This window comes from Streptomyces sp. NPDC001153, assembly GCF_053598315.1.
On the sequence record NZ_JBSFJZ010000043.1, the window covers coordinates 22,256 to 45,625 of the forward strand.

Genomic DNA, 23,370 nt, shown 5'->3' on the forward strand with positions numbered 1-23,370 from the left:
CTCAACCCGCGCGGCGCAGGGCGGCCGGGGTGGTCCCCAGCCTGGCGCGCATCGCTCGTGTCAGGTGTTCCTGGTGCGAGAAACCACATTCGACCGCCACCTGCCCGATGGGGGCGGAACCCGTGCGCAGCATTCGGCATGCCTGCTCCAGGCGCAGCGCGAGCAGGTACTGGTGCGGCGACTGTCCGGTGCTCGCCCTGAACTGCCGGGTGAACTGGCTGCGGCTCAGTGAGGCGGCGGCGGCCAGATCCGCGATCGGCAGTGCCTCGGCGAGCCGATCCTCCATGAGCTCCCTGACCGCCACAAGCTGCCGGTCGCTCAATCCGGACGGGCCGGGAGGCGGCTCGGCGGGCCCGGCAGCGTGCCGCCGTACGAGCTGCGCGGCGAGCATGCCGGCGAGGTGGTCGACGTAGGTGCGCGCCGACGGCTGCCAATCCCGTGCAACCCCCGCCAAGGCCAGGACGAGCTGTTCGGCCAACGGATCGACGGCACCCAGGTCCTCGGACAGCTGGACCGGCCGCCCGTCGTTGGCCTCGCGCAACGCCTCGTCGCTCAGATAGACGTGCACGGTGTCGAGCCGTCCGGCGAGTTCCACGGACAGCGTTTGGCCAGCTGACTGCACGAACAGCCCACCGCGTGGGACCGCCCGCGACCGCGCCTTCGGCCCCTGGCCCCTGCGGACGGTCACCGGTCCGCTGAGATGCAGGATCAGCAGGTGGGTGGGGGCCGGTTCGAAGCGAGCGCGGTAGGGCTGTTCCTTCTGGCAGGAGAGGTAGAGGTGATCCCAACCGAGCCCTGCGCTGCTGTGCTGCGGCTCTACGCCGGGCTGCCGCAGGATACCCAGCGTGTCGGCGAGTCCGAGCTCTGCCACGGTACGACCTCCTTGCAGCGTCTCGCCAGAAATTGAATTATAAACTAATTGCTGCGTCGAGGGCAGATATGGTTCCGCGCGCCCGGCTCCCGCTTCCGCTGCCTGGGAAAAGGGTCGGTCAGCGGGAGCCCGTGATCTCACGGACCTGCGAATGTGATCGCAGGGCACCCATCACCATGAGTGTTGCCGAACTGGTTGCCGCGGAAAGTGCCGCTGCGGCTCCTGATCACGGCTGCCTCGCATTCAGGGTTGGAACTGTGAAGCGCTGAATCAGCGGCCGCCCGCCCCCTGCTCGCTGTCTCCGGCCTCAGGGCACGGCTGGCTCGATCTCGCGGGATGCGGACCTGTTCGTATCCGCGCTCGAGGAAGAGACTCTCGCCCCCGCGGTGGGCGCGGATGCGAAGCCGGTGAGGTCTTCCTGTCGCCGCAACCGCCGGCGGCCCTCGATGTGATAGGTACAGCTCGCCTCGCCTGATGGATCGCCAGGTATCTCCCTGCACTCCCCCCAGCTTGCGCTCCTTCGCAAGCGCTGCCATGTCGTAAGTAGCGTTGCCCCCTGACGCGAGGCTCGCGACATCCACCTGGTGAGGAGTGCGCAGCCATCCGTCGTACCGTCTCAGTTTCCGTCTCATTCGGCACCGTTCATGCGTTCAGACCGAGGTGAACGCCAGTCGGCTGGTTGACGGTTTCAGGTTGATCTTATGAGGGCCGTGCCGCTGAATGACCGGGAAACTCGGCGATGGCGCTGTGGCGGCCGCCCGAGAGGTGGGGACCGGACAGCACCGTGGCGGCCGGCGGCCTTGGCCTTGCTCAGTGTCGTCGCGAGGTTCGCGACCTTGTACCCCGTGGTCTCATGCCTGTACGGGTAGGGCAGGTGTCCGTTGGTCACCGAGATGACGGTCCTGCCGAAGGGAGAGGTGAGGCGGATCCTGCGGAACGTCTGCGAGGGCTGACCGATCTCGCTCGCATTCGCCTTTGGAGCATCGGACTCGACCACGCCGCTGGTGAACTTCAGGTAGGAGCGCAGAAAGGCGCTGACTGCATCCGGCGGCAGGTACACGCGGTTTTCCGGGACGGTCTGCAGCGGCTTGTAGGCCGGTGGTGTGGTGTGCCAGTACAACTGAGTGTTGACCCCACCGGGAAACTGGATGACCGCGTCTCGGCCCACCGGGGCGGGGAAGGGCGAGACGATGACATTGGCTCCGCTGGCCCGAGGTTGCTCGATCCCGGAGTCCATGTTCGTCATCAGCCATCCGGTGCGCTCCGTCCCGAACGGTACGGAATGGGCGTCTGGAAGTCGAAGACCGACAGGGTGCCGACGGGCGAGGTCGACGCCAAGATCTCGCCCTTGCTCAGCGCGTGCGGCGAGTGCGCGAGAGCTGACTTGCGCGAAGGCGCCCGCTGGGCTGTTGACCGCTTCCGCGAGCGCGAGTGCCGCCCGCTCATGGGGTGTGAGCGTCCCGTTTTCTCGACGCCGACCCAGCGGCGACGGCGTTCATAGAAGCTGCTGGGCAGGCGCCAGGAGGCCGCCGATGCCGACGGCCCGGACCCAGCGGAGATCGGCCAGTTACTCAGGACTGCGTCAGCGACAAACCGTCGGTTGCCGATTTGTGACCAGCGTGCGGTGCGTTGTTGCGCAGCACCCGCTGGACTGTGTGGGGGCGCTGTCGCTGTGTCAGCCGCCGCCGCTCATGGCGACTGGCGAGGCGCCCCCACCGCAGGGTACGGCGTCGTCGACGTCCCCTGCGCGTCACCGGCTCCACCAAAACCGGTGGTTCCTGTGCCGGTTCCCCTGATCCGGCGCAGGTGTCATCGATCCGCACTGGTTAGGGCGGCTCTTGTTACGGTCCTTCTTTCCGCTGCCCGCATGGGCCAGGTATCCCGAGAGGCGTCAGGAACCCGGGAGTGACGGACTGCGGCGGCCGTCGGTGCCGACGTCGGGCCTGTGTTCATCGGCTGCCTACCCGTGGTGGGCGTAGCCTTCGTTGCGGTGCTCGCGGACGTCACGGAATCCGGTGTCCCCGGTGGTCCACAGGAGCCAACGGCGGTGGTCCCAACGGTAGGCATGCTCCTCATGCCGCCGCACCTGGTAGCGGTTTCCGTCGTTGTCACGGAACCACGAGATCTGGTCGTTGTACCAGCGGAGGATCTCGCGGTCGGCGCGCTGGCCGTCGCCGTCATAGCGGCGGGCCGGGCTACGATTCTCATCGACCCGGCGGACCCAGGAGTCGCGGCCGTGGTCGTCGTGCCAACCTCGGCCTTCGCTCCGGTGTCCGTTCCTGTTTTCAAGGGCGTTGGTGTACTGCGCCGAGTGAGACGCGAGGGCAGCCGCCGGTTCGCTACTCGTGACGGTCGCTGCCGAGGCTGGTCCCCCTGCGGCGAGGAGTCCCGCTGCCGCGACCGCCACAGAGGCGGCTGCGACAGCTACGCGGCGCACAATCCTGTAACCCATGATTTTTTTCCTCCTTGAACACCATGCAACCCGCCGAAGCGAGTGGCAGTGGCCGCCTTGGATCAGGCACTCGTGACACTACTCCTCATTTAGTTGAACAATGAACTATGAAAGTGTGAGGTATGCCATCCACTTAAATGTCCGTTATGCGGAATATCTCAGCGAGGCCCTTCAGCGGGTCGTTTGGCGCCAAGTTGGTCGCTGCAAGAAGGCGGTATGTAACTGTTCGCCGCGGCCAATGCGGTCCCCGAACGTGATCGCCGCCACGGCTGCGGATCACATGGATGCCGGAGATGTGGCCGCTCTGGACGGCACCAGCGCCGGCGCCGTGCACTGCGGCGACGCCCGAAAACTCACCCAGCTCATCCCCGCCGCCCTCCACGGCGAGGTAAACCTCGTGGTGACCTCACCGCCGTACGGAAGCTCCGTGTACGGGCAGGTCCGCTCCAGCCGCGACACCGGTGAACGCGGCGTTGTCAAGAAGGACTACCGCTACAGCCACGACCGCTCCAACCTCGCCCACGTCTCCACCGACCGGCTCCTGGACGCCTTCACCGAAATCCTCGCCCAGTGTCGTTTGATGCTGAGGCCTGGCGGCGCTGTCGTGTTCACCACCCGCCCGTGGCGCGAACGCCGTGAACTCATCGACTTGCCGTAGGCAGTCCTGGCCGCCGGGAAAGCCGCCGGCCTGACTCCCACCGAACGCTGCGTGGCCCTCCTCGCGGGCATCCGCGACAGCCGTATGATCACCCGGCCGTCGTTGTTCCAGATGAAGAGCTTGCGCGACGCCAGCCGCCGGGGCATCCCGCTCGCGGTGATCCAGCATGAGGATGTCCTCATCTTCACCAAGCCGCTCACCCCGAACGGAGCGTGCGAGGGCACGCTGACGTTGAACAGGCCATGGTGCGGAAGCACGACCCGGACACACGCCACGGAGGGCGTTTGCCGATCCCGTACCCACAGGACGCAAGGTGGCCGCGGCCCCCGGCTGGCCTGACGGGACGGGACACGATATGCGGAACTCGTCAGCCGCTTCTGGTGCCCAGCAATCGATGGCTCACCAGGCCTCAAACGGCTTCTGGGTCGGGCACTCGCCGGCACCCAGGAGGGGTACTTGGCATCGGGGTCGGAGCCCGGGGTGCCGGACATGGTGACGACGTGTCTCACCCCGAGCAGACCGGCGAGGCGGATGGTGCGGCGCAGGTCGTCGGCGTGCTTCGGCGCGACGCCCGGGAACGGGTTGAGCGGGTTGCCGTTGCAGTTGAGGCCGGTGGTCCGTCAACGGCTTGGCTGCGTGAGCCAGACGTGATTCAGGTCGGCCGGAGCCGCCGGTAGCGGTTGAGGCGGTCGCCGGTCTCGTGCCCGGTGCGGGCGATGGGTGTTGTAGTGGTGCTCGTAAGCGGTGAGCACCCCGCGCAGGTGCTGCTCGTTGTAGATCAGGTGCCGGTCGGTGCATTCGCGCCTGACGGTGCCGACCCAGCGTTCGGCGATTGCGTTCGCCCACGGTGCACGGACCGGTGTCCGGATCACCCGGGCACCAAGTGAGGTGAACACCTCATGGAAGGCACCGGTGAACTTCGCGTCGCGTCTCGGATGAGGAACCGCACCTGTTCGGCTCTGTCGCCCAGATCCATGACCAGGTTCCGGGCCTGCTGGGCGACCCACGAAACCGTCGGGTTCGCCGTGGCCCCTGCGATGTGGACGAGCCTGGTGCCGTGCTCGATGAAGAACAGCACGTAGATCCGCTTGAGGAACGCAGTCTCGACGTGGCGACATCGGCCTCGACGTCATCCCCGTTGGACAGCCGGGCCCGCCGCAGCCGGCCGTTGGTACCGCTCTCCAGCGCGCTGACGGTGGTGCCGAGGCGCAGGTCCACCCCGTGCGCCCGCTGCCGCGCCCGATGACCGCCCCGACGGTCCCGCCGAGCGCGCCCGCCGGCGGCGCGGTGCCGCGGTGGGTAACGGTGACTGGGATGCCGAGGTCCCGGCAGCTCGACGCCACCTCCGAGCTGGTGAAGCCGCCGCCGATGACGAGCACCCGGAACGGCCCGGCGGCGAGGTCGGCGCGCAACCGGTCGGCGTCGTCGCGGCCCCGCAGCACATGCACCCCGCCGAGCGCGGCCTCGTCGGCGACCGGCCAGGGCCGGACCCGGCATCCGGTGGCGATGACGAGCGCGTCGAAGCGGACGGAGTGGTCGTCGGCGAGGTGCACGGAGCGGTCGGGCCGCTCGAGCCCGGTCGCGGCCACGCCGAGCAGCCAGCGGGCGTTCAGGTCCCGGCTCCGCGGCAGCTGCACCCGGTCGGTGCCGATCCATCCGGACAGCACCGCCTTGGACAGCGGCGGGCGGTCGTAGGGTTCGTGCGGCTCGTCACCGATCAGCACGAGCGCGCCGGTGACCCCGTTCGCCCGCAGCGACTCCGCGGTGTGCAGGCCCGCCGGCGACGCGCCGATGATGACAATCCGCCGGAGGCTCCCTCGGTTCGGGCCGGTCATTCCCACACCTCTCCGACGCCGGCCGCCCGACCCAGGGTGATCGCCCGCATCGGGCAGGCCACAGCGGCCCGCTCCGCGGCCCGGTCGGACTCCGGGTCCGGCACGTGGTCGTACTCCAGCGACTCCGTGCCCCGGAACCGGAACACCTTCGGCGCCGCGTACACGCACTGCCCGTAGCTCTGGCAGCGGTTCAGGTCGACAACGACCCGCATGACAAGCTCCCTTCCCGGTGGCGATGACCGTCGCATCCGTCAGGAGCCGGCTGTGTCGCGCTGCGGCCCGGCCTTCCCGAGCTCGGCCTGCTCTCTCTTCATCGACCAGACGGTCCACAGCGTCAGCCCGCCCATGAAGGTGACCATGAGCAGCTGCGAGACGTTGGATGCGACTCGGATCGGCAGCAGGTAGACGGCTGCGATGCGCAGCGCGGCGTCGATCAGCAGCGTGGTGCCCCAGACCAGGGTGACGCGGCGCCAGCGGGCCCGCATGGCGCTCGTATCCGCGGTGGCCCGGAACTGTGCCGCCTGCTCCGAGCCGGCCTCGCGGGCGAATCGCAGGGCGGCGTAGTAGGCGAGAGGACGCCTGACGAGGCAGCTGCCGACGAGCACCAAGCCGGCTGTGGCGGACTGCGCCGAGTCCTTGGCGAGGACGAACCGGGCGTCACCCGTGGTGAAACTCAGCAGCAGACTCGCGCCGAACAGGAAGACCAGGAACAGCGCGAACGGGTCGATGCGGCGCTGCCGGATCGCCACCCAGAGCACGCGTAAGCCGGCGACGACGGTGCCTGCCAGCAGCGCGAGATAGGTGTTCGCACCGAGCAGTTCGGCGGCGAAGTAGGCGATGACCGAAAGGCCGACATCGTAGAAGAGCGTGGAGACCATCGCACGCATCACGGAGCCGGACCGCCGTGCGCTGGTGCCGGTTTCGGTGCGGGCAGCCGGACCGGACGGGTTCGAGGACATGGGAACTCCCAGTCGTGAATGGGCAGGAGGAGGGTTGACGTTCTTTTCCGGGCCGGGAAATGAAGGCAGCGACAGCCGGCGGAATTTCCCGTTTCGAACGATGCCGACGCTATGTCAGTCCGCGGTGCCGGACATGCGGCGTCCGCCGTAGATCCGGGTGGAGTCGTCTCCACCCGGATCTACACCACTCGCCGCAGGACGTCCGTGCCGGGAGGTTCTAGCTTCTCCGCCAGAGCACTTCGAACGTGCGGATCAGCGGAGGCGATTGAGGTGAGCGGTCCGGTGGAGATCGTGTTGGTCGTGGCGGCGGTGGGCTACCTGCTGGTCCGCCGCATGGCGGGGGAGCCGGCACAGGGCAAGCGGATGCTGGTGCTGCCGGCCGTGCTGGGCCTGATCGGCTTGTCGGAAGTGTCCGGGGTGGTCCGCACACCGTCGTCCGTGCTGTACCTGGCCGCCGCCACGGCGATCAGCGTCGCCTTCGGAGCACTGCGCGGCGCCAGCATGCGCATCTCCCGGCACGACGGCTACGCCTTCGTCCAGTACACGGGCATCACGGCAGCGCTGTGGGCACTGAACCTGGCGGTCGGGTTCGGCGGAAAGTTCGCACTCCACTCGCTCGACCCGAAGAACGCGGGCACGATCGGCGACGGCCTGCTGCTCACCCTCGGGCTGGGCATCCTGGCCGAGGGCCTGGCGGCCCTCTACCGATCGATGCGCCGCGGCCATCAAGTGATGTGGGGTCAGAACCAGGTGTCCGGATGGAACACTCGATCCGAGGCGCCTCGCGACCACCACTGACGATCTGGACCCCGCCACGATGACCAGCACCGAAAAGCGGCCGACGGCTCCGACCGGGCCCTTCTGGGACGAAGCGGTCCGGCCGGTCCTTACCATCGTCGCGATCACCCTGACCATCGCCCAGTGGCCGTCCCGCCGCATCCTGCTGCCCACTCTCGCGCTGCCGCTGTTCGTCCTCGCCTCGATCGGCGCGGTCGGATCGCTGTTCCCGTTGACCCGACTGAGCAACCGTCAGCAGCTCGCCGCGACAACCGCCTCGATGCTGTCCGGTTCGATGCTGCTGCCGCTCGTACACGCGACCGACGCGGCCTCGCTCCTCCCGTACATCGCCGCGTCAACGGCGGGCCGGAAGCTCGACTCCCCCCGGGCCGCCATCGGTGTCGCCGTGACCGGTTCGCTCGTCGCGACCGGCGCAACCTGGCTCGTCCAACTCCGGGTGCCTGACGCACCGCAGTGGCCGTGGTGGGCTTTATTGTCCGTCGGTCTGCCCGTCTACATCGGAATGTCCACGCGGTACCGGCTCGACGCGCTGCGCAGCGCCGAGCACGCGGCTGAGGAGGCCCAGCGCGCCCGGGAGTCCGAGGCACGCGAGGCCGCGCTGATCGAACGCGGACGCATCGCCCGCGAGATCCACGATGTGCTCGGCCACTCGCTGTCCGGGATCGCGATGCAACTGGACCTGGCCGACGCGCTGCACGAGGGCGGCCGAGAGGAGGAGGCAACAGCGGCCGTGCGCCGGGCTCGCGCGCTCGCCGTGGACAGTATCGGCGAGACCCGCCGCGCGGTGCACGCCCTGCGCGAGGACACCCTGCCGCTGCCGGACACACTGCGCCAACTCGCCGAACAGCACGGGGTCGACTTCGCGATCACCGGTGCGGGTGGTAAAAGCGATGCCATCGGTGCCGAGGCGACGCACACGGTCGTCCGGGCCGCGCAGGAGGCGCTCACCAATGCGGCCAAGTACGCTCCAGGCGCGGAGCGCAGCATGCGCCTGGCCCTCACCGCCGACCGCGTCACGCTGACCGTGCGCAACGGGCCCGCAACCGGGCCCCGCCGAGGCGAGCTGGCCGGCGGCACCGGGGTCGGCCTGGTCGGCATGCGCGAACGCGCCGCCCTGCTGGGCGGGACCCTGCAGGCGGAGCCGACCCGGGAGGGCGGCTGGACCGTGGAACTGGAGCTGCCCCGATGACCGGCAACCGCACCGCCGCCATCACCCTGGTGGTCGTCGACGACCAGGCGACCATCCGCGAGGCCCTCGCGGTCATGCTCGACCTCGCCGAGGACGTGACCGTGGTGGCCACCGCGGCCAACGGCGCGGAAGCGGTCGCGGCCGCCGAGGGGCACCATCCCGACGTGCTGCTGATGGACCTCAACATGCCGGTCATGGACGGCGTGGAGGCGACGCAGCGGATCCGCCGGGACCGACCGGACAGCAACATCCTCGTGCTGACCACCTTCGACGACGACGAGTCCATCCTGGCCGCGCTGCAGGCCGGTGCGAACGGCTACCTGACCAAGGAGGCCGATCGCAACACGATCCTGAACGCCGTGCGCACCGCGGCCCAGGGCCAGACCGTGCTCGCCCCCGAGGTACAGCGCCGCCTGCTGACCCTCGCCTCCCGACCCGCGCCCACACCGGCCACTCCGCAACCGGCCACCGCCCCGTCCCCGCCCGACGACCGGACCGCCAACCTGACCGCGCGGGAACGCGAGATACTCGGGCTGATCGGCGAGGGCCTGCGCAACCCGGAGATCGCGGCGCGACTGGTGATCAGCGAGGCCACGGTGAAGACGCACATCAACAACCTGTTCGCCAAGGCGGACCTGCACTCCCGCGCCGACGCCGTCCGCTATGCCCTGCGCCACCATTACCAGGAGAAATAGAGGCAGGCTGAAATCTCGTCACGGCACCTGTAGAGCCTAGATTTCATGGCACAGCCTCAGCTGAGGGGAGTGGGCCCTTCGAGAGATCCTGTGGCCGGAGCCGCCCTTGCGCCACCACGACCGAATCGTCAGTGGTCAACGCGGACCTCGGACACAACCGCGCAGCGCCGCTCCACCCGCAAGGTGCCTCCCAGAGTCGTGCCCGAGTGCTGCCACGCCTCGTGACCAAAACCAGAGGCGGATCTGCGCCGCCAACTCCTGAGGAAGGCCGCCGTGGCCGCAGTCGGTGGTGCGGTCTCCGCGCTCGCCAAGGCGGTCTGGGACACCTTCGGGAACGAGTGACTGTGGCGCGTACGGTCGTGCAAGGCCGCGTGCAAGACTCCCAGGCGTACGACGTCGTCGCGCATCAGCAGGCGGCGATGCCCGAGGAGTTGCTCGGGCCCCTGGTCGCCGGCCCCGAGCACGGCGGCCAGGAGCCGGAGGCTGAGCCTGGGGAGGCGATCGACCTGACGGCGCTGCGGGCTTTGGGGGAGTCCCGCACGGACGTGGAAGCATTGGATCTCACGGCCGAGCGGCTGTGTCACCTCCAGGACGCGTTTGCCGAGGCGGCTGACGACTCCTGCGCCCGCGCGGACCGCTAAGCCGACCAGGGCGATGCCGACGCAGCTCGTCGCCCACGCCCCGGTGCGTGAGGACGACCAGCAGGCGCACCACCTGCAGCAGCCCGGACCGCACCGAGGCCGGGCGGCCGGCCACCGGGCGAACCCGATGTCGTCGTGCGCACCGACGATGCCCGGCATCCACTCCACCGAGTGGAGTCCACCAGCCAGGAGTGCACAGCATCGCCGGGGGCTATGCCGCGCACCCCCCGATGCGCACCCGCCGCACTTCTCCTTGACCACGGTCCGTGTCAAAGAGAACTGCGTCGCCCTCAACCGGCCCGGCCACCGCATCAGGTGCGCACCCCGACCGCACGACGGTGCGGCTACCGGTGCGCTCAGAGGGCGGAGTGCACCGCGTGGGCCAGCACCAGGTGCTCGTTGCGCGTCACTTCAGGGTGTCGGCGGGCTCCGCATGGTCGGGGTCCGGGATGACGTTCACCGTGAATCGGAGCACTCTCGCGTCGGCGGGGAGGACATTCTGCTGCGACCCCAGCCCGCCGCCCGGAGGTGTCGAACGCCCCGTCGGTGGAGGTCCCGGCTCCCCCTTGGAAGCAGCGCCGAGTGGCCGTTGGAGGAAACTCCAGACTTGCGCCCAGTGTGTGTCGGTCGAGTAGGAGGCATTGACGACCCGGGGGACGCTTTCTACATTTCGTTGAACGCGGAATCGCGATTCCGCATTGTGGATTTCCTTATGGGTCGGATCTGTTCTGGCAGCTCCGGCGGGTGGATGACGACACTGCCGTCCGCCGGGGTCGTCCCAGCGTCACCGCGCTCGTCCCGCAGCTCGGTAGTCGTTCCCGGGCCCGAAGCCACTGCCAGATGTGGAGGAACAGCAGGTGGAAGGCCAGACATCGCTTGAGACTGAGGCGTCACGGCATCCCGTCGACGAGGTACTGCCACCCGGCCGGATGGCGACCGTCGCGCTCCAGCACGTAGCCAGCATGTACGCCGGGGTGGCCGCGCCACCGCTGATCATCGGCGCAGCGGCCGGACTGACCGCCGCGCAGCTCACCACCCTGCTCGCCGCCAGCCTGGTCATCGCAGGCGTCGCCACCCTCCTGCAGACGCTGGGCGTCTGGCGGATCGGCTCGCGGCTGCCCTTCGTCAACGGCGTTTCCTTCGCCGTCGTCTCACCGATCCTTGCCGTGGTCGGGGCGAAGAAGGGCGCCGCGCTGCCGCTGATCTTCGGCTCCACCCTGATCGCGGGGCTCTGCTGCTTCCTGCTGGCCCCGGTCTTCTGCCGGCTCGTCAGGTTCTTCCCGCCGGTGGTCAGCGGCACGGTGATCACGCTGATCGGGATCTCACTGCTCCCGGTGGCCGGAAACTGGGCGCAGGGCGGCAACTCCCATGCGGCGGACTACGGTTCGCTGGTCAATCTGGGCCTCGCGGGGCTCACGCTGGTCGCCGTGCTGCTCTTCAACCGCTTCCTGCACGGCTTCCTGCAACGGATCTCGATCCTGCTCGGCCTGCTGGTCGGCACCCTCGCGGCGATCCCGCTCGGCAAGGTCGACATGCACGCGCTCAGCAGCCTGCCGGTCTTCGAACTGCCGCACCCGTTCGCCTTCGGTGCACCTCGCTTCGAGGCGGCCTCGATCATCTCCATGCTGGTGGTGATGGTGGTCTCGATGACCGAGTCCACCGCCGACATGATCGCGCTCGGTGAGGTCGTGGAGCGGCCCGCGGACGACCGCACGATCGCGGGCGGCCTGCGCGCGGACGGGCTGGCGACGGCGTTCGGTGGGGTGTTCAACGGCTTCATCTGCTCGGCCTTCGCACAGAACATCGGGCTGGTGGCGCTGACCAAGATCCGCAGCAGATACGTGGTCGCGCTGGCCGGGGTCTTTTTGATCGTGATGGGTCTGCTGCCACCGGTCGGCGCGCTGGTCTCGCTGGTGCCGCAGCCGGTGCTCGGCGGGGCGGGCGTGGTGCTCTTCGGCTCGGTGGCGGTGGCGGGCATCCGCACGCTCGGCAAGGCGGACCTGAGTGCCGGATCGAACGCGGTCATCGTGGCGGTCAGCCTGGCCTTCGGGATCTTCCCGATCGCCTTCCCTGACTTCTACCATGCCTTCCCCGAGCAGGTCGCGACCGTGCTGAGCTCGGGCATCTCGGCAGGCTGCCTGATGGCCGTCACGCTGAACCTGCTCTTCCATCACCTGGGCCGAAGTCACGAGGTCCCGCCCGCACACGGGCCGGAGGAGCAGATCGCGGTCCCGGAGCAGATCGCGGTCCCGGAGCAGGTGAAGAACGTGAGCTGATCCCGGTCAGCAGGCCGATTCCTCGCGCGGGCTCATCACGACACCGGAGGCGCGGGTCTGGTCGAGCAGCCGTAACAGCTCGATCAGGCCGGCCTTCGCCGGCGTCGGCCGGCCACCCGGGCAGAAGTTCTCCGGGAGCCAGGCCGAGCGCGCCCAGCCGACTGTCGCCGAGCTGCCCCGGCCGTTGGGGCGGGCGGGCCCGCTATCTGCACGCCGTGGCATGACCGGAATGCGGCGAGACCTGCCACCGGCGAAGTCTCAAACCGATCACCCCGGGGGGTCCATGGAACCGTGGGCCACGGGCCGGTCTTCCTGCAGGAAATGGCGGTCTGTCACCTGCGCCGGACCGAGGACGGGTCGACCGTGCCCGCGCTCTGTCGAGCCGCCCCGGGAGTGTGTGGCCCTTCTGACTGCGTCCGACAGGCCCATCCGACATCCGTGACCGCTCACGCACCCCTCCTCCACGCACCTCTCGTTCACCCACCTTGAAGGCAAGGCAGAGCTGGCAACCTTCGCTTCACACCGAAGAACGCAGAGCCCGCTTCACCCTGTGGACGAACTACTCCCGATCGCGAAACTCTCGCTGTACGGCTTCCAGCACGTCCTGGCGTGTTACGACGGCGCGGTGGTGGTACCGATCGTGCTGGGCAACGCGCTCGATCTCTCGGCCGAGGAACTCGTCTACCCGATCAACGCGGACCTGTTCACCGCGGGCATCGCCACGATCATCCAAGCCTGGGGTTTCTGACGGATCGGAGCGCGGCTGCCATTCGTCCAGGGGGCGACCTTCACCGCCGCTGTCCGCGTGTGAGGGCGGGCTTGTTGTGTGGGCGGCCCGGCTGATGGGGCAGGGCCGGGATGTGGTGGTCCACGCCGAGGCCGGCCCCGCCCCCGACCGCCGGCCCGTCGGGCCGCCTCACGGTGAGCGGCTGGTCGAGCTGCGCCGCTCGGAGCTGGACGCACTGCGCCTGTACGTGTGCCGCCTCGGTGCCCGGCTGCGGGTGCCGCCGGCCGACGGCCTGGAGGAGAAGGTGCGCACCGCGCGCCAGTTCGGCAGCCTCTGGGTTGTACCTGAACGAGGAACAGATCGAGTCGGTGGCCTACGCCTTCCACCTGCGCTCGGTGGGCGCGTCCGCTGCGGAGGACAACCGCTTCGGCCGCGAATACGGCGTCGTCTTCCGCGTCGGCCGGCAGGTGGGCAGCGGGCGGTCGAACCGCTCAAGCTGAGGCGCCCGGTCTGCCGCCCCTCTCCTGGCAGCCCGCAGCGGCTTTCGCACGCCCTCTGCGGCTGTAACACTGCCCGTACGACGGTCCTGTGTCAGCCCGCCGCACTCTTGGTGCCGGCCCCAGGCCCCACCCAGCCTCCGCGCTGCCCAGCCCGATCTGCTCAACTCCCTCCCCGTAGCCCACCTCCCCGACCTGGACGAGCTGCGGGGACTCTGGCTCCGCGCATTACCCGCCGGACAGGCCCTAGAGCAGGCTGAGGGCCTGCATCGCATCGCGTTCGATGCGCGAGAGCTCGTGGAGGATGGAGCCGGCTTGTATGAGGTTCTTCGCGTCGCCGGATTCGCCTGTTGCCGCGATGAGTACGGCCACTTGTGTCCAGAGGGTGGCGGCCTCGGCATACAGGCTGTGGCCGGTGCGCAGGTGGCTGCTGTTGATCAGCGGGGCGCACTCGGCGAGGAAGTCCCGGTAGAGATTCCGGAACAGGGCGCCGCCGGTGCCGGCCCTCTCCATGAGGACGGCGGTCCGCGGCAGGTCTTCCTGCGGACTGTCACTGCGTTCCAGCCACTTCGGCACTTGCTTGGCGGTCTTCTCGATGCCCCGGTGGCCCAGATTCGCGATGGGCGGGTTCAGGAAGGCGTCGGCGCAGATCTTGATCGCGGGGATGATCCGGTCCTGCAGTGGCTTCGGGCTGCTGGGCGCTGTGATGGTGAAGGAGCGGTGCTTGGCGGTCATGGGGCCGCGTTCGGCCCTGGCTCTGGCCAGGCTGGCGAGACTGGTGGAGACGGCTCCGCCCTGCGGGTCGGTGTCCACCAGGTAGGCGTCCTGTTCGTCGTAGCCGTACATGGCCACGACGTGACCACCGAAGTGCACCTTGGTGCTGAAGTAGTCCAGGTGGTAGCTGTCGAGTTGCAGCCCGACCGGCCGACCGGCGTCGATGGGTGCCGCCACGTTGTGCCATGCCTTGCGCGGGGAGGTGGTCTCTTCGACCAGCAGCTCAAGCCCGAGGGCGGCGGCCAGGTTCCTGGTGAGTTCGAACGGCTTGACCCGGCCTCCCAGGAAGGGAAAACCCATGGCTCTGCTGTCCCAGTAGATGAAGGACAACCCGGAGCCTAGCCCGAACAGCATGGGCTCGGACAAGTCGAGTCCCACATGCCGCAGTAGCACGCCCAGCGCCGTCGTCTCGCAGTGCTGCATGCCGCGGACGTCGATGTCTTTCACCATGGCCATGCCGCTCATTCTTCCCCTCACCTGCCGAACCTGCCGACGACGCCGCAGATGGGCGTGACAGACCACCGCGTCCCAGGCATGACCCGCCGACGGGACCCAGCCACGCCCATGTGCCTGGTTCGCCGGTTGGCAGGCACAGCGTCTGAACTGGTTCGTGGGACATCGGTCTCGTGACTGACGGAGCGCGCCCGCGTCGGCGGGGAGGACCCCATGTGCCCGTCATCCACGTCCCAATGGGGCGGAGCACACGGCCCGGCCGTTCCCCTCGCTGCACCCCTGTCGTTACCCGCGTGTGCCCAGCACATCGAGGTAGTGCCGGTTGTACATCACGCCCAGGATGTTCCCGAAGGGATCGGTCACGGAGGCGGTGACGAACCCCGCACCGCGCTCCGTGAGTGGCTCGTACTCCTTCGCCCCCAGGGACAGCAGCCTTCCGAGAGCCGCGCTCACATCGTCGACATGCCAGTACACGACAGCACCGCCCGGCCGCGTCCCCGCCTCTGCGGGCGCGTAGCGACTGTCGATCAGCCCCAGCTCGTGCTGGTAGTCGCCGAGCCGGAACTCGGCGTACCCCGGCCGCTCGAAGTACGGCTCCACCCCCAGTAGTTCCGTGTACCAGCTCTTCGCCGCCGCCAGATCAGCGGCCCAGAAACTGACGGTGGTAAGCCCTCGCAGCATGGGTGTCCCCTTCCCTCCTGCCGTGGATACCGCATCCCGGCCGATGCCGCGACAGTAGACGTCAATGAGGTCAGAAACTGTCCTCATCGCGCGATGAGTCTTGGCGAACTGATGGCGGTCCGCATGACCGCCCGCTGATCGCCATCAGTCGAAACCCCGGGGCCGTGGCACCGCCCAGGACAGGTGCTGATCGCTGTGGCATGCCCGCGCCCCGGGGGGTTCAGCGGCCGTGGGCCCTCAGCCGAAGTCCTTTGCGTGGTCGCGGGCCCAGTGCGCGAAGCTGTGGCCGGGCCGACCCAGCACACGCCGCACGGTCGGTGTACACGGCTACCGCCGGTCGCGGCCAGGGAAAGGAACTGCAAGATCGCTTCGACAGTTGCCGGGTCGGAAGAGCGACCGTAGCGCTCGCGGGCCTGGTCCGGGGAGAGTTCCTCGATGCGCAGAGTCCTGCCGATCGCCTGCCCGATCTGTTCCACCTGGCGGCGCTGCGACATCAGTTCGGGTCCTGTCAGCACGGCCGCGCTCGATGGATCGGTCGCCACCGCATCCTCGGCACCGACACGCAGCGCCGTGACCGCGACGGCTGCGACGTCGCGTTCGTGGACCGGCGCCGTGACGGCGCCGGGGTGGACCAGCCGCACCGTGCCGCTCGACCTGATCGACCCCGCCCAGCGCAGGCTGTTGCTTGCCAGGACCAGGGGCCGCACCGGCGTCCAGGGCAGGCCGGCGGCTGACAGTGCGTCCTCGACCGCACGGTGCTCCTGGGCGATCGCGTTGTGCTCCATGCCCGGCAGCAGAACACTGCCGGAGGAGAGCAGTACGACGCGTTCAAGGCCTGCCTCGGCGGCCACTGTGGCAAAGCCTTCGGCGCTGGCCGGCGGGGCGTAGAGAAACACCCGGCGCACGCCGTCGAGTGCGGGGCGCAGGGTGTCGAGCCGGGTGAGGTCGGCGGTCACGACTTCGGCCGCGTCCGGCAGGTCGGCTCCAGCCCGAGGGTCGCGCACAGAGGCACGAACGGGTTCGCCGACAGCGAGCAGTTGGTCCACGACATGGCGACCGACGCCACCTCGGGCTCCGATGACCAGAGTGGTCATGATGTGCTCCTCTCGCAGGATCAGCTCCGGCGAGGGTGAGCACAGGCACGTCAGGCGACCCGCGAAACGACCAGGAGCCGGTTACAGCCCGGCTGACGTGCAACGCGGTGCTACAGGGCGCTCAACCTCGACCGGATGCGTTCCGGTACTCGCGCCTCAGGGGCACCGCAGTGACTGGCGAAGCGTTCCGACGCCGCGCTTCGCCTACCGGAACCGTAGCACTGCCCTCGCCGCGAGCATGGTCCCACGGCGGTATGAGCGGTTGTGTCTCGCACAGCGGTGTATCTGGCACGAGTTCGTGATGCCGCGGACCGCAGGTACAGGAGCGGCCAACGCTCGGCCCCGGCGGGCACTTGACCGTGACCGGCGTGGATTCGGTTCGGCGCCGGGTATCGCGGTCTGCCCCCGATCACTGCACGGTCGCGGCACAAGCATCCAGACCAGCCCGGCCGCTACGCGGTGAAGCCGCCGTCGATCGTGAGGCTGGCTCCGGTGACAAAGGCCGCCACTGGCCCCGTGAGGTACGAGACCAGGGCGGCGATCTCCCGCCGGCTGCCGGTACGCGGTAGGGCCAGCCACTTGAGCATGGCCTCGGCCAGCGGCCCGTCTGGAGTGGAGTGGCCGGGGGAGGGCGTAGTACCCAGGGGGGCGGGCCTGGGACGGACGGTACCGGTGCCCTACCACGGCCTGGGCGGCGACTACTTCACCCGGCGGGATCCCGAACGGGCCGCACGCCGAGCCGAGCCGCAGTCTCCCGGCTCAACGAACTCGGCTTCTGCGTCACTCTCGACCCGATGGACGCCGTTTCCGCATGAACGGGTCGAACGAAGCTCGGCGGGCATGGTCCCGACCGGGCCAACAGTCTCGCTCGGAACCGCCTCTACCTCCAGTTGTTTACGCGTCAGAGACGCTCGGCGGCTCTCACGCGATCTGTTCCCCGTCGGGGTGGTCGGTGGACTTCGACAGCTCGTTCCAGGCGGCTGTCTCCGCATCGAAGGCGGAGCGGGCCTCGGCGACGAGGCGGAGGGCGTCGCTGCCGAGGATGAGGTGGGTCGGCGGCTTTTCGGCCTCCACGATGGCGAGCAGGGCGCGGCCGGCTTGGGCGGGATCGCCGAGCTGCTGACCGCGCATGTCGAGGCGGCGTTCGCGGATCGGGGCGAAGATCGGGTCGTAGTCGGCGATGGTGCTCTCTACGCGGTGCATGGAGCGGCCGGCCCAGTCGGTGCGGAAGGAGCCGGGCTCGATCGCCGTGACGTGGATGCCGAATGGTGCGACCTCCAGGGCGAGCGTGGCCGCAATGCCCTCTACGGCGAACTTGGAGCCGTGATAGGCGGCCAGGCCAGGGAACGCGCGCAGACCGCCCATGGAGGTCACGAACAGGATGTGCCCGGCACGGCGCTCGCGCATGCGGGGCAGAACGGCTTGGGTGACCGCGATGACGCCGAAGACGTTGACGTCGAACTGGTGGCGGAAGGTGTCGGGCGGGGTTTCCTCGAAGGTGCCCTCGACGCCGTAGCCGGCGTTGTTGACGAGTACGTCGATGGGGCCCACCTTGTCCTCGATCGCTGCGACGGTCGGCGCGATGGCATCGGTGTCGGTGACGTCCAGCACGCGGGCGTGAGCGCGGCCCGGAGCGAAGTGCTCGAAGGCGGCGATCTGGTCCGGGTTCCGGACGGTGCCGATGACGGTGTGGCCGGCCTCGAGGGCGGCGGTGGCGAAGGCGCGGCCGAGGCCGCTGCTCACGCCGGTGATGAGAAAGGTGCGGGACATGTGTCTCTCCGTGGGAATCGGAAGTGTCAGACGGTGGAGCGCATAAACCCGTCGAGGGCAGTGCGCGTGAGCTTCTCGGCGCTTGTCCGTGAGGTCGTAGTGGCCGGTGAGCCTGCGGGAGATGAGTGGCCCGAAGAGGATGCCGATGACGTCGTCCGCGTCGGTGTCGGGCGAGGCGTCATCGCGGTCGACGGCGCGTTGCCACAGGGCCGCGACGGCCTGCGGCGGAACGTCTCCCGGCCATGGTCGGTGTCGCCGTCAACGGCTGTTCGCAGATGCCTCGTTCGAGGTGGTGACCGTACCTGGGCCGGTGGAACGTCGCGGCGCCGCGGAGCCGTCCGCGGGCCCGGACCTCGCCAGCCACAGGCCGGTGAACACGGCGGTGGCCAAAGTGACCGTGCCGGCAGCGAGGAAGGCGCTGTTGAGGCCGGTCTCGAAGGAGGCGCCGCCGGATTGCCGGGTGCGGACGATGGCTCCGAGCACCGCCACGCCGAGCACCGCGCCGATCTGCCGGGTGGTGCTGCTGATGCCTGATGCGAGGCCGCCTTCCTGCGGGCCGACTGCTTGGATGGCGGCTCCCGTCAGTGGGGACATGGTCAGGGCGAAGCCGATGCCGACGACTCCCAGCCGCCACCACACGTTCCCGTAGCCGGTGTTGGCGTGCACCATGCCGAGCGCCAGCAGTCCCAGGCCGGCCAGGGCCAGGCCGGTGGTCGCCACGATTCGGAAGCCGTACCGGGCGGCGAGCCGGCCCGCGTACGGGCTGACGATCACCATGGCGAGGGATGCCGGCAGGGTCTGCAGTCCGGCACGCAGGATCGAGCTGCCCTGGACGTACACGAAGAACTGGGAGAAGAAGAACGACGAACCCATGAGCGCGAACCCCACCACGACCATGGCGGTGTTGGACACGGTGAACAGCCGCTGCCGGAACAGCCGCAGCGGCAGCATCGGAGCGGAACGACGCGCTTCGACGGCGGCGAAGGCGGCGAGGAGGATCACCGCGACGGTGAAGCTGCCCAGGATCACCGGCGACGTCCAGCCGCGGGCACCACCCTCGATCAGCCCGTAGGTCAACGCCCCCACCCCCGGAACGGACAGCACCGTCCCCGGACCATCGATCGCGGGGGCGCTCGGATTGCGGGCCTCTTCAAGGCTGCGCAGACCGACCAGCACAAGGACCACGCCGATGGGCAGATTGACCAGGAAGATGGCGGGCCAGCCGAAGGCATCTGTCAGCATGCCGCCGGCCACGGGGCCTGCGGCCAGGCCGATTCCGCTGAATCCGGCCCACAGCCCGATCGCCTTGATTCGTTCTTGCGGCACGGGATGGGCGGCGGCGATCAGGGCCAGCGAGGCAGGGCTCAGCGCCGCGGCTCCGATCCCCTGCAGCGCCCGCCCGGCGACCAGCCAGCCGACCGAGGGCGCGAGGCTGCACAGCACCGACGCGGTGGTGAACACCGCCACGCCGGTCAGGTACACGCGCTTGCGGCCGAACCGGTCGGCGAAGACACCGCCGGACAGCAGGAGCATGGCGACCAGCAGTACGTACGCGTCGACGATCCACTGCAGACCGGTCAGCTGAGTGTGCAGCCGGTGCTGCATATCGGGCAGCGCTGCTCCCACAATCGTGTTGTCGAGCAGGACCATGAATTGGCCTAAGCAGGTCACCGTGAGCAGCACGGCCCGGTTTGGGCGACTGCCTGCGGCCGCAGACGATGCAGCCATGGGGAGTCCTCTCCATCGTTGGTTGCGCCTCTCCACGGCCGACGCGGTCAGCCTCCGGGCGCTCTAAAGCAGCCAGTGGCTGCGTTAGGCGACTGTAAGGAGGGTTGCCTCGCAAACGCAAGTCACGACTGCGTTAAGGTGGGGGCATGAACGAGCGACAGCGAGCCCGGCGGCCCGGCGGGCGCAGCGCCCGCGTCGGCATGAAGGTGCACCAGGCCGTCACCGACCTGATCAGCGAGCGCGGCTACGGCAACTTCACCGTCGGCGAGGTCGCAGCCCGCGCGGGCGTGGCCGACAGCAGCATCTACCGCCGGTGGGGCAGCCTGGAAACCCTGCTCACCGACGTGGCACTCACCCGCCTCAACGCGCAGTCGCCGATGCCCGACACCGGGAGCCTGGCCGGCGACCTGCGCACTTACGCGGCCAACGTGGCCCGCGAGATCACCGGACCCGACGGCCTGGCGTTGCTGCGCCTGGCCGTCGCCCTGTCCAGCAACGGTCAGCAGGGCCTGCAGGCGCTTGACGACCTCCTCGCCGAACGCACCCGGCAACTGCAGTCCATGCTCGATCGCGCCCGCGAACGCGGCGAGCACGCACCCGACGCGTTCGGCGTGCTGGACCACATCCTGGCCCCGATGTATATCCGCGTCTTGCTCGGCAGGGGCCCGCTCACCCCGGACTACGTCGATGGGCTGGTCGACCGATTGCTGTGACCTCGACCTGGTCCGCAAGGGGTAATGCTGCGCGCTCAACTGGCCCGCTCCACCCCATCGAGCCCACCCGATGCGCCACTCCCGCACCGCTGGCAGCACCCGTGCGCATAGGCCACCGAGTGGATGCGCAAACCGGCGGACTGGGGTGCGCTTCGTGCTGCGCACCAGATGCACGATGCGCACCGGTTGGATGCGCACCACCGCGCGAGTGTGTTGGAAGCGTCCCAACCGGTCTGGCACATCGAGTCGGACGGGATCTGCCGGATAGGCTCGGCGAAATCTTCCGAGACCAGGCGACGGGTGGGTAACTGATCGTTTCAGAATGAGGTTCGCAGGCGGCGGAGGCGTATGAGGCTGCAGGCCAGTTCGAGCAGGCCCTGGTGGAGATCGGCGCGTCGTTCGAACAGCACGTACATGACGCCGGCGAGTGCTGCCCTGCCGGGAACAGGCAGCCGACCGGGGCAGCGGCGGCGCCGTGCGGGAGCGGGCGGCAGCAGCGAGGCCACCCGCTCCCACAGGTCGTCAGGAACAAGACCAGTACGCACTCCGGACACCCGCTCGACCAAGATCGCCGAGCACAGGACCCGCGACTCAACTCACTGAAGCGATCGGTAAGGAGGTAGGCCCCGTGGCGCCCACCGCTGTTCGCGCCGCCGCCACGAATGCTGCGATCGCCGGGTGCGTGCCGCCGCCCGCGCGGAAGGCGACCTTCGAACGGCGGAAGAGGGGCAGCCGGGTCAGGACCACGCCCTCGGGGGCGTGTGCGGTGGCCATCTCCGGTACGAACCCGGCGCCTTGCCCGATGGCGGCCAGTGCCAGGACCGTACGGAAATCGTTGACCTGATGGCGGATGCGCGGCTGGAAACCGGCCGCCTGGCAGGCGCGTACGGCCATCGCGTGACCGGTCGTACCGTCCCGGGCCGTGATCCATGGGGACGCGGCCCACGGTCCGAGCAGTTCCGCCAGCGTGTCGCCGCGGGCGGCGGGACCTCTTGCGGGATCGGTGTCGGTGGAGTCGCCCGTTGCCAGGTACATCGGCTCCTCCAACAGGGGCACCTGGTCGACCGTGGTGTCCGGGGACGCGGGCACGAAGTCGTAGTCGTGGACGAGGGCCACGTCGAGTTCGCCGGCACGTAGGCCGTCGGAGACCCGCGCCGAGTCGATCTCCTGCACCATCGGTTCCAGCGCGGGATGCCGCCGGGCCAGTTCGGCCAGCGTGGCGGGCACGATCGCGGGGCCGCCAGAGGGAAACGTCCCGATCCGCAGCGGCCCGCCGATGCCCTCGCGTGCCCCGGCCAGCTCGGAGACCGCCAGTTCGAGGCGTTCGAGGACGGCGTCGGCGTGGGTGACGAGGGCGCGGCCCGCGGGGGTGAGCACCACCCGTCTGCCACTTCGTTCCAGCAGGGGTACGCCCGCCTCGCGCTCGAGCACGCTCAGCTGCTGGGAGACGGCCGAGGCGGTGAAGGTCAGCGCCTCGGCGACGGCCGCGATGGTGCCGCGTCGGTCCAGTTCGCGCAGCAGGTGAAGACGTCGGACATCGAGCATAAGGTGAGCTTACGTATTAGCGAAGAAACATGAACTGGATCTATTGGGTTTGTGTCGGTCAGGCTGGGCGCATGAAGCCCGAAGCGAACCTCACCGGCCTGTTTGTCCCCTTGGTGACCCCGTTCACCGACGACCTGCGCCTTGCCCCGGACGCGCTCGCCCGGCTCGCCAATGAGGCACTGTCAGTCGGCGGGGCGCGCGGACTCGTTGCCCTGGGCACTACCGCGGAGGCGGCCACGCTGACCACCGAGGAGAAGCAGGCCGTGGTCCGCATCTGCTCGGCCGCCTGCCGGGCACACGGAGCTCCGCTGATCGTCGGCGTCGGCACCAACGACACCGCCTCCGCCATCACGACACTGCGGGAGCTCGCTCAGAGCGGTGACGTGACCGCGGCGCTGGTTCCCGCGCCGCCCTACACCCGGCCCGGCGAGGCGGGAACGCTGGCACACTTCACGGCGCTCGCCGAACACGGGGGCCTGCCGCTGGTCGTCTACGACATCCCGTACCGCACCGCTCAGCCCCTCAGCACCAGCACCCTGAACGCGCTCGGGCACCTGCCGCAGGTCGTCGGGGTCAAGTACGCGACCGGTGCGATCGACGCGGCCGCGATGGAACTGCTCGGCTCGTCGGCACCGGGCTTCGCGGTGCTCGGCGGCGATGACGCCGTCATCTCGCCGCTGCTCGCGGCAGGCGCGCGCGGAGGCATCCTGGCGTCGGCCAACGTCCGCACCGCTGACTTCGCCGAGCTGATCTCGCTGTGGCAGCGCGACGCCGCCGGACCGGCCCGCAGGCTGGGAGCCGAGCTGGCCCGGCTGTCCGCCGCGCTCTTCGCCGAACCGAACCCGACCGTTATCAAGGGGGTGTTGCACGCCCAGGGCCGCATCCCCAGCCCGGCCGTCCGGCTGCCGCTGCTGGCCGCCTCCGCCGATTCGGTCCGGCGGGCGGCAGACCTGGCCACCGCCCGGAGCCACCAAGCCCACCAAGAGGCCGCGGCCTGACACAGGCACATGGTCC

24 protein-coding genes and 1 pseudogene are annotated in these 23,370 nt (G+C 69.3%); 10 read left to right on the forward strand and 15 right to left on the reverse strand.

From position 1 onward, the window contains the following. Position 1 precedes the first annotated feature (1 nt). The 3 genes from ACWDEN_RS36890 to ACWDEN_RS36900 all read right to left on the reverse strand — a co-directional run bounded on the left by ACWDEN_RS36890 (position 2) and on the right by ACWDEN_RS36900 (position 3,323). Entirely contained in the window at positions 2-871 is an 870-nt protein-coding gene (locus ACWDEN_RS36890; RefSeq protein ID WP_351607194.1) for a helix-turn-helix domain-containing protein, read from the reverse strand. Positions 872-1,559: 688 nt separating this feature from the next. Beyond that, a complete protein-coding gene (locus ACWDEN_RS36895) occupies positions 1,560-2,117 on the reverse strand; it encodes a hypothetical protein (RefSeq protein WP_450862287.1) in 558 nt (185 codons plus the stop codon). A 714-nt stretch (positions 2,118-2,831) separates the two neighbouring features. Next, positions 2,832-3,323, reverse strand: coding sequence for a hypothetical protein (locus ACWDEN_RS36900; RefSeq protein ID WP_450862288.1), 492 nt, complete (start codon positions 3,321-3,323; stop codon positions 2,832-2,834). A gap of 280 nt (positions 3,324-3,603) precedes the next feature. Here ACWDEN_RS36900 and ACWDEN_RS36905 point away from each other — a divergent pair, with 280 nt between their 5' ends. Beyond that, the gene (locus tag ACWDEN_RS36905; RefSeq protein WP_450862289.1) at positions 3,604-3,981 is read left to right on the forward strand and encodes a hypothetical protein; all 378 of its coding nucleotides are present in this window, start codon (positions 3,604-3,606) and stop codon (positions 3,979-3,981) included. A 620-nt stretch (positions 3,982-4,601) separates the two neighbouring features. Here the strand turns inward: ACWDEN_RS36905 and ACWDEN_RS36910 are convergent. From ACWDEN_RS36910 to ACWDEN_RS36920, 3 genes are read right to left on the reverse strand one after another with little or no spacing between them, the layout of a single operon-like run. Next, on the reverse strand, positions 4,602-5,816 hold the full coding sequence (locus ACWDEN_RS36910; RefSeq protein WP_450862291.1) for an FAD-dependent oxidoreductase: 1,215 nt from the start codon (positions 5,814-5,816) through the stop codon (positions 4,602-4,604). Beyond that, entirely contained in the window at positions 5,813-6,028 is a 216-nt protein-coding gene (locus ACWDEN_RS36915; protein ID WP_450862293.1) for a ferredoxin, read from the reverse strand. Before ACWDEN_RS36915 ends, ACWDEN_RS36910 begins: the two co-directional genes overlap by 4 nt. 39 nt (positions 6,029-6,067) lie before the next feature. After that, on the reverse strand, positions 6,068-6,775 hold the full coding sequence (locus ACWDEN_RS36920; protein WP_351607203.1) for a VC0807 family protein: 708 nt from the start codon (positions 6,773-6,775) through the stop codon (positions 6,068-6,070). A gap of 282 nt (positions 6,776-7,057) precedes the next feature. Between ACWDEN_RS36920 and ACWDEN_RS36925 the strand changes: the two genes are divergently transcribed. The 5 genes from ACWDEN_RS36925 to ACWDEN_RS36945 all read left to right on the forward strand — a co-directional run bounded on the left by ACWDEN_RS36925 (position 7,058) and on the right by ACWDEN_RS36945 (position 12,374). After that, the gene (locus ACWDEN_RS36925) at positions 7,058-7,573 is read left to right on the forward strand and encodes a DUF1453 domain-containing protein (RefSeq protein ID WP_351607205.1); all 516 of its coding nucleotides are present in this window, start codon (positions 7,058-7,060) and stop codon (positions 7,571-7,573) included. A 19-nt stretch (positions 7,574-7,592) separates the two neighbouring features. Further along, positions 7,593-8,762, forward strand: coding sequence for a sensor histidine kinase (locus ACWDEN_RS36930; RefSeq protein WP_351607207.1), 1,170 nt, complete (start codon positions 7,593-7,595; stop codon positions 8,760-8,762). Continuing rightward, complete coding sequence (locus tag ACWDEN_RS36935; RefSeq protein ID WP_351607209.1) at positions 8,759-9,457, forward strand: response regulator transcription factor; 699 nt, start codon at positions 8,759-8,761, stop codon at positions 9,455-9,457. The genes ACWDEN_RS36930 and ACWDEN_RS36935 overlap by 4 nt, the downstream gene beginning before the upstream one ends. 371 nt (positions 9,458-9,828) lie before the next feature. Next, positions 9,829-10,098: a hypothetical protein gene (locus tag ACWDEN_RS36940; protein WP_351607211.1), complete on the forward strand. Its 270-nt coding sequence runs from the start codon at positions 9,829-9,831 to the stop codon at positions 10,096-10,098. 929 nt (positions 10,099-11,027) lie between these two features. Further along, positions 11,028-12,374: a nucleobase:cation symporter-2 family protein gene (locus ACWDEN_RS36945; RefSeq protein WP_351607213.1), complete on the forward strand. Its 1,347-nt coding sequence runs from the start codon at positions 11,028-11,030 to the stop codon at positions 12,372-12,374. Positions 12,375-12,380: 6 nt separating this feature from the next. On the opposite strand, the gene ACWDEN_RS36950 is transcribed toward ACWDEN_RS36945, so the two are convergent. Next, on the reverse strand, positions 12,381-12,596 hold the full coding sequence (locus ACWDEN_RS36950; protein WP_351607216.1) for a hypothetical protein: 216 nt from the start codon (positions 12,594-12,596) through the stop codon (positions 12,381-12,383). A gap of 328 nt (positions 12,597-12,924) precedes the next feature. Here ACWDEN_RS36950 and ACWDEN_RS36955 point away from each other — a divergent pair, with 328 nt between their 5' ends. Together ACWDEN_RS36955 and ACWDEN_RS36960 are read left to right on the forward strand one after the other, a co-directional pair. Continuing rightward, positions 12,925-13,122 carry a solute carrier family 23 protein gene (locus ACWDEN_RS36955; RefSeq protein ID WP_351607217.1) on the forward strand — a complete coding sequence of 66 codons (198 nt, stop codon included), beginning with the start codon at positions 12,925-12,927 and terminating at the stop codon, positions 13,120-13,122. Between the two features lie 317 nt (positions 13,123-13,439). Next, positions 13,440-13,601: a DUF6417 family protein gene (locus tag ACWDEN_RS36960; RefSeq protein WP_351607220.1), complete on the forward strand. Its 162-nt coding sequence runs from the start codon at positions 13,440-13,442 to the stop codon at positions 13,599-13,601. Between the two features lie 243 nt (positions 13,602-13,844). Here ACWDEN_RS36960 and ACWDEN_RS36965 read toward each other — a convergent pair whose 3' ends face one another. The 6 genes from ACWDEN_RS36965 to ACWDEN_RS36990 all read right to left on the reverse strand — a co-directional run bounded on the left by ACWDEN_RS36965 (position 13,845) and on the right by ACWDEN_RS36990 (position 20,098). After that, positions 13,845-14,828: a BtrH N-terminal domain-containing protein gene (locus tag ACWDEN_RS36965; RefSeq protein WP_351607222.1), complete on the reverse strand. Its 984-nt coding sequence runs from the start codon at positions 14,826-14,828 to the stop codon at positions 13,845-13,847. Between the two features lie 282 nt (positions 14,829-15,110). Continuing rightward, entirely contained in the window at positions 15,111-15,506 is a 396-nt protein-coding gene (locus ACWDEN_RS36970) for a VOC family protein (protein ID WP_351607225.1), read from the reverse strand. An 83-nt stretch (positions 15,507-15,589) separates the two neighbouring features. Further along, the gene (locus ACWDEN_RS36975) at positions 15,590-16,600 is read right to left on the reverse strand and encodes an SDR family oxidoreductase (RefSeq protein WP_450862297.1); all 1,011 of its coding nucleotides are present in this window, start codon (positions 16,598-16,600) and stop codon (positions 15,590-15,592) included. Positions 16,601-17,052: 452 nt separating this feature from the next. After that, positions 17,053-17,244 carry an SDR family oxidoreductase gene (locus ACWDEN_RS36980; RefSeq protein WP_351607313.1) on the reverse strand — a complete coding sequence of 64 codons (192 nt, stop codon included), beginning with the start codon at positions 17,242-17,244 and terminating at the stop codon, positions 17,053-17,055. Positions 17,245-17,521: 277 nt separating this feature from the next. Beyond that, positions 17,522-18,370: an oxidoreductase gene (locus tag ACWDEN_RS36985; RefSeq protein WP_450862298.1), complete on the reverse strand. Its 849-nt coding sequence runs from the start codon at positions 18,368-18,370 to the stop codon at positions 17,522-17,524. Positions 18,371-18,628: 258 nt separating this feature from the next. After that, a complete protein-coding gene (locus tag ACWDEN_RS36990; RefSeq protein WP_450862300.1) occupies positions 18,629-20,098 on the reverse strand; it encodes an MFS transporter in 1,470 nt (489 codons plus the stop codon). A 146-nt stretch (positions 20,099-20,244) separates the two neighbouring features. On the opposite strand from ACWDEN_RS36990, the gene ACWDEN_RS36995 reads away from it, so the two are divergent. Further along, positions 20,245-20,811: a TetR/AcrR family transcriptional regulator gene (locus tag ACWDEN_RS36995; protein ID WP_351607233.1), complete on the forward strand. Its 567-nt coding sequence runs from the start codon at positions 20,245-20,247 to the stop codon at positions 20,809-20,811. A gap of 404 nt (positions 20,812-21,215) precedes the next feature. Here ACWDEN_RS36995 and ACWDEN_RS37000 read toward each other — a convergent pair. Together ACWDEN_RS37000 and ACWDEN_RS37005 are read right to left on the reverse strand one after the other, a co-directional pair. After that, positions 21,216-21,356: pseudogene (locus ACWDEN_RS37000) on the reverse strand (IS5/IS1182 family transposase); the annotation flags it as partial. Positions 21,357-21,402: 46 nt separating this feature from the next. Further along, positions 21,403-22,356: a LysR family transcriptional regulator gene (locus ACWDEN_RS37005; RefSeq protein WP_450862303.1), complete on the reverse strand. Its 954-nt coding sequence runs from the start codon at positions 22,354-22,356 to the stop codon at positions 21,403-21,405. Between the two features lie 71 nt (positions 22,357-22,427). Here ACWDEN_RS37005 and ACWDEN_RS37010 point away from each other — a divergent pair, with 71 nt between their 5' ends. Then, positions 22,428-23,354, forward strand: coding sequence for a dihydrodipicolinate synthase family protein (locus tag ACWDEN_RS37010; RefSeq protein WP_351607239.1), 927 nt, complete (start codon positions 22,428-22,430; stop codon positions 23,352-23,354). Positions 23,355-23,370: the final 16 nt, after the last annotated feature.

Excerpts from the sequence above, each read along its gene's own strand:
- ACWDEN_RS36905 (WP_450862289.1), top strand. The coding sequence starts at position 3,604 with ATGGATGCCGGAGATGTGGCCGCTCTGGACGGCACCAGCGCCGGCGCC.
- ACWDEN_RS36975 (WP_450862297.1), bottom strand. The coding sequence starts at position 16,600 with ATGACCACTCTGGTCATCGGAGCCCGAGGTGGCGTCGGTCGCCATGTC.
- ACWDEN_RS36970 (WP_351607225.1), bottom strand. The coding sequence starts at position 15,506 with ATGCTGCGAGGGCTTACCACCGTCAGTTTCTGGGCCGCTGATCTGGCG.
- ACWDEN_RS36895 (WP_450862287.1), bottom strand. The coding sequence starts at position 2,117 with ATGACGAACATGGACTCCGGGATCGAGCAACCTCGGGCCAGCGGAGCC.
- ACWDEN_RS36990 (WP_450862300.1), bottom strand. The coding sequence starts at position 20,098 with ATGGCTGCATCGTCTGCGGCCGCAGGCAGTCGCCCAAACCGGGCCGTG.
- ACWDEN_RS37010 (WP_351607239.1), top strand. The coding sequence starts at position 22,428 with ATGAAGCCCGAAGCGAACCTCACCGGCCTGTTTGTCCCCTTGGTGACC.
- ACWDEN_RS36965 (WP_351607222.1), bottom strand. The coding sequence starts at position 14,828 with ATGGCCATGGTGAAAGACATCGACGTCCGCGGCATGCAGCACTGCGAG.
- ACWDEN_RS36985 (WP_450862298.1), bottom strand. The coding sequence starts at position 18,370 with ATGTCCCGCACCTTTCTCATCACCGGCGTGAGCAGCGGCCTCGGCCGC.
- ACWDEN_RS36950 (WP_351607216.1), bottom strand. The coding sequence starts at position 12,596 with ATGCCACGGCGTGCAGATAGCGGGCCCGCCCGCCCCAACGGCCGGGGC.
- ACWDEN_RS36945 (WP_351607213.1), top strand. The coding sequence starts at position 11,028 with ATGGCGACCGTCGCGCTCCAGCACGTAGCCAGCATGTACGCCGGGGTG.
- ACWDEN_RS37005 (WP_450862303.1), bottom strand. The coding sequence starts at position 22,356 with ATGCTCGATGTCCGACGTCTTCACCTGCTGCGCGAACTGGACCGACGC.
- ACWDEN_RS36935 (WP_351607209.1), top strand. The coding sequence starts at position 8,759 with ATGACCGGCAACCGCACCGCCGCCATCACCCTGGTGGTCGTCGACGAC.
- ACWDEN_RS36995 (WP_351607233.1), top strand. The coding sequence starts at position 20,245 with ATGAACGAGCGACAGCGAGCCCGGCGGCCCGGCGGGCGCAGCGCCCGC.
- ACWDEN_RS36920 (WP_351607203.1), bottom strand. The coding sequence starts at position 6,775 with ATGTCCTCGAACCCGTCCGGTCCGGCTGCCCGCACCGAAACCGGCACC.
- ACWDEN_RS36900 (WP_450862288.1), bottom strand. The coding sequence starts at position 3,323 with ATGGGTTACAGGATTGTGCGCCGCGTAGCTGTCGCAGCCGCCTCTGTG.
- ACWDEN_RS36915 (WP_450862293.1), bottom strand. The coding sequence starts at position 6,028 with ATGCGGGTCGTTGTCGACCTGAACCGCTGCCAGAGCTACGGGCAGTGC.
- ACWDEN_RS36930 (WP_351607207.1), top strand. The coding sequence starts at position 7,593 with ATGACCAGCACCGAAAAGCGGCCGACGGCTCCGACCGGGCCCTTCTGG.
- ACWDEN_RS36910 (WP_450862291.1), bottom strand. The coding sequence starts at position 5,816 with ATGACCGGCCCGAACCGAGGGAGCCTCCGGCGGATTGTCATCATCGGC.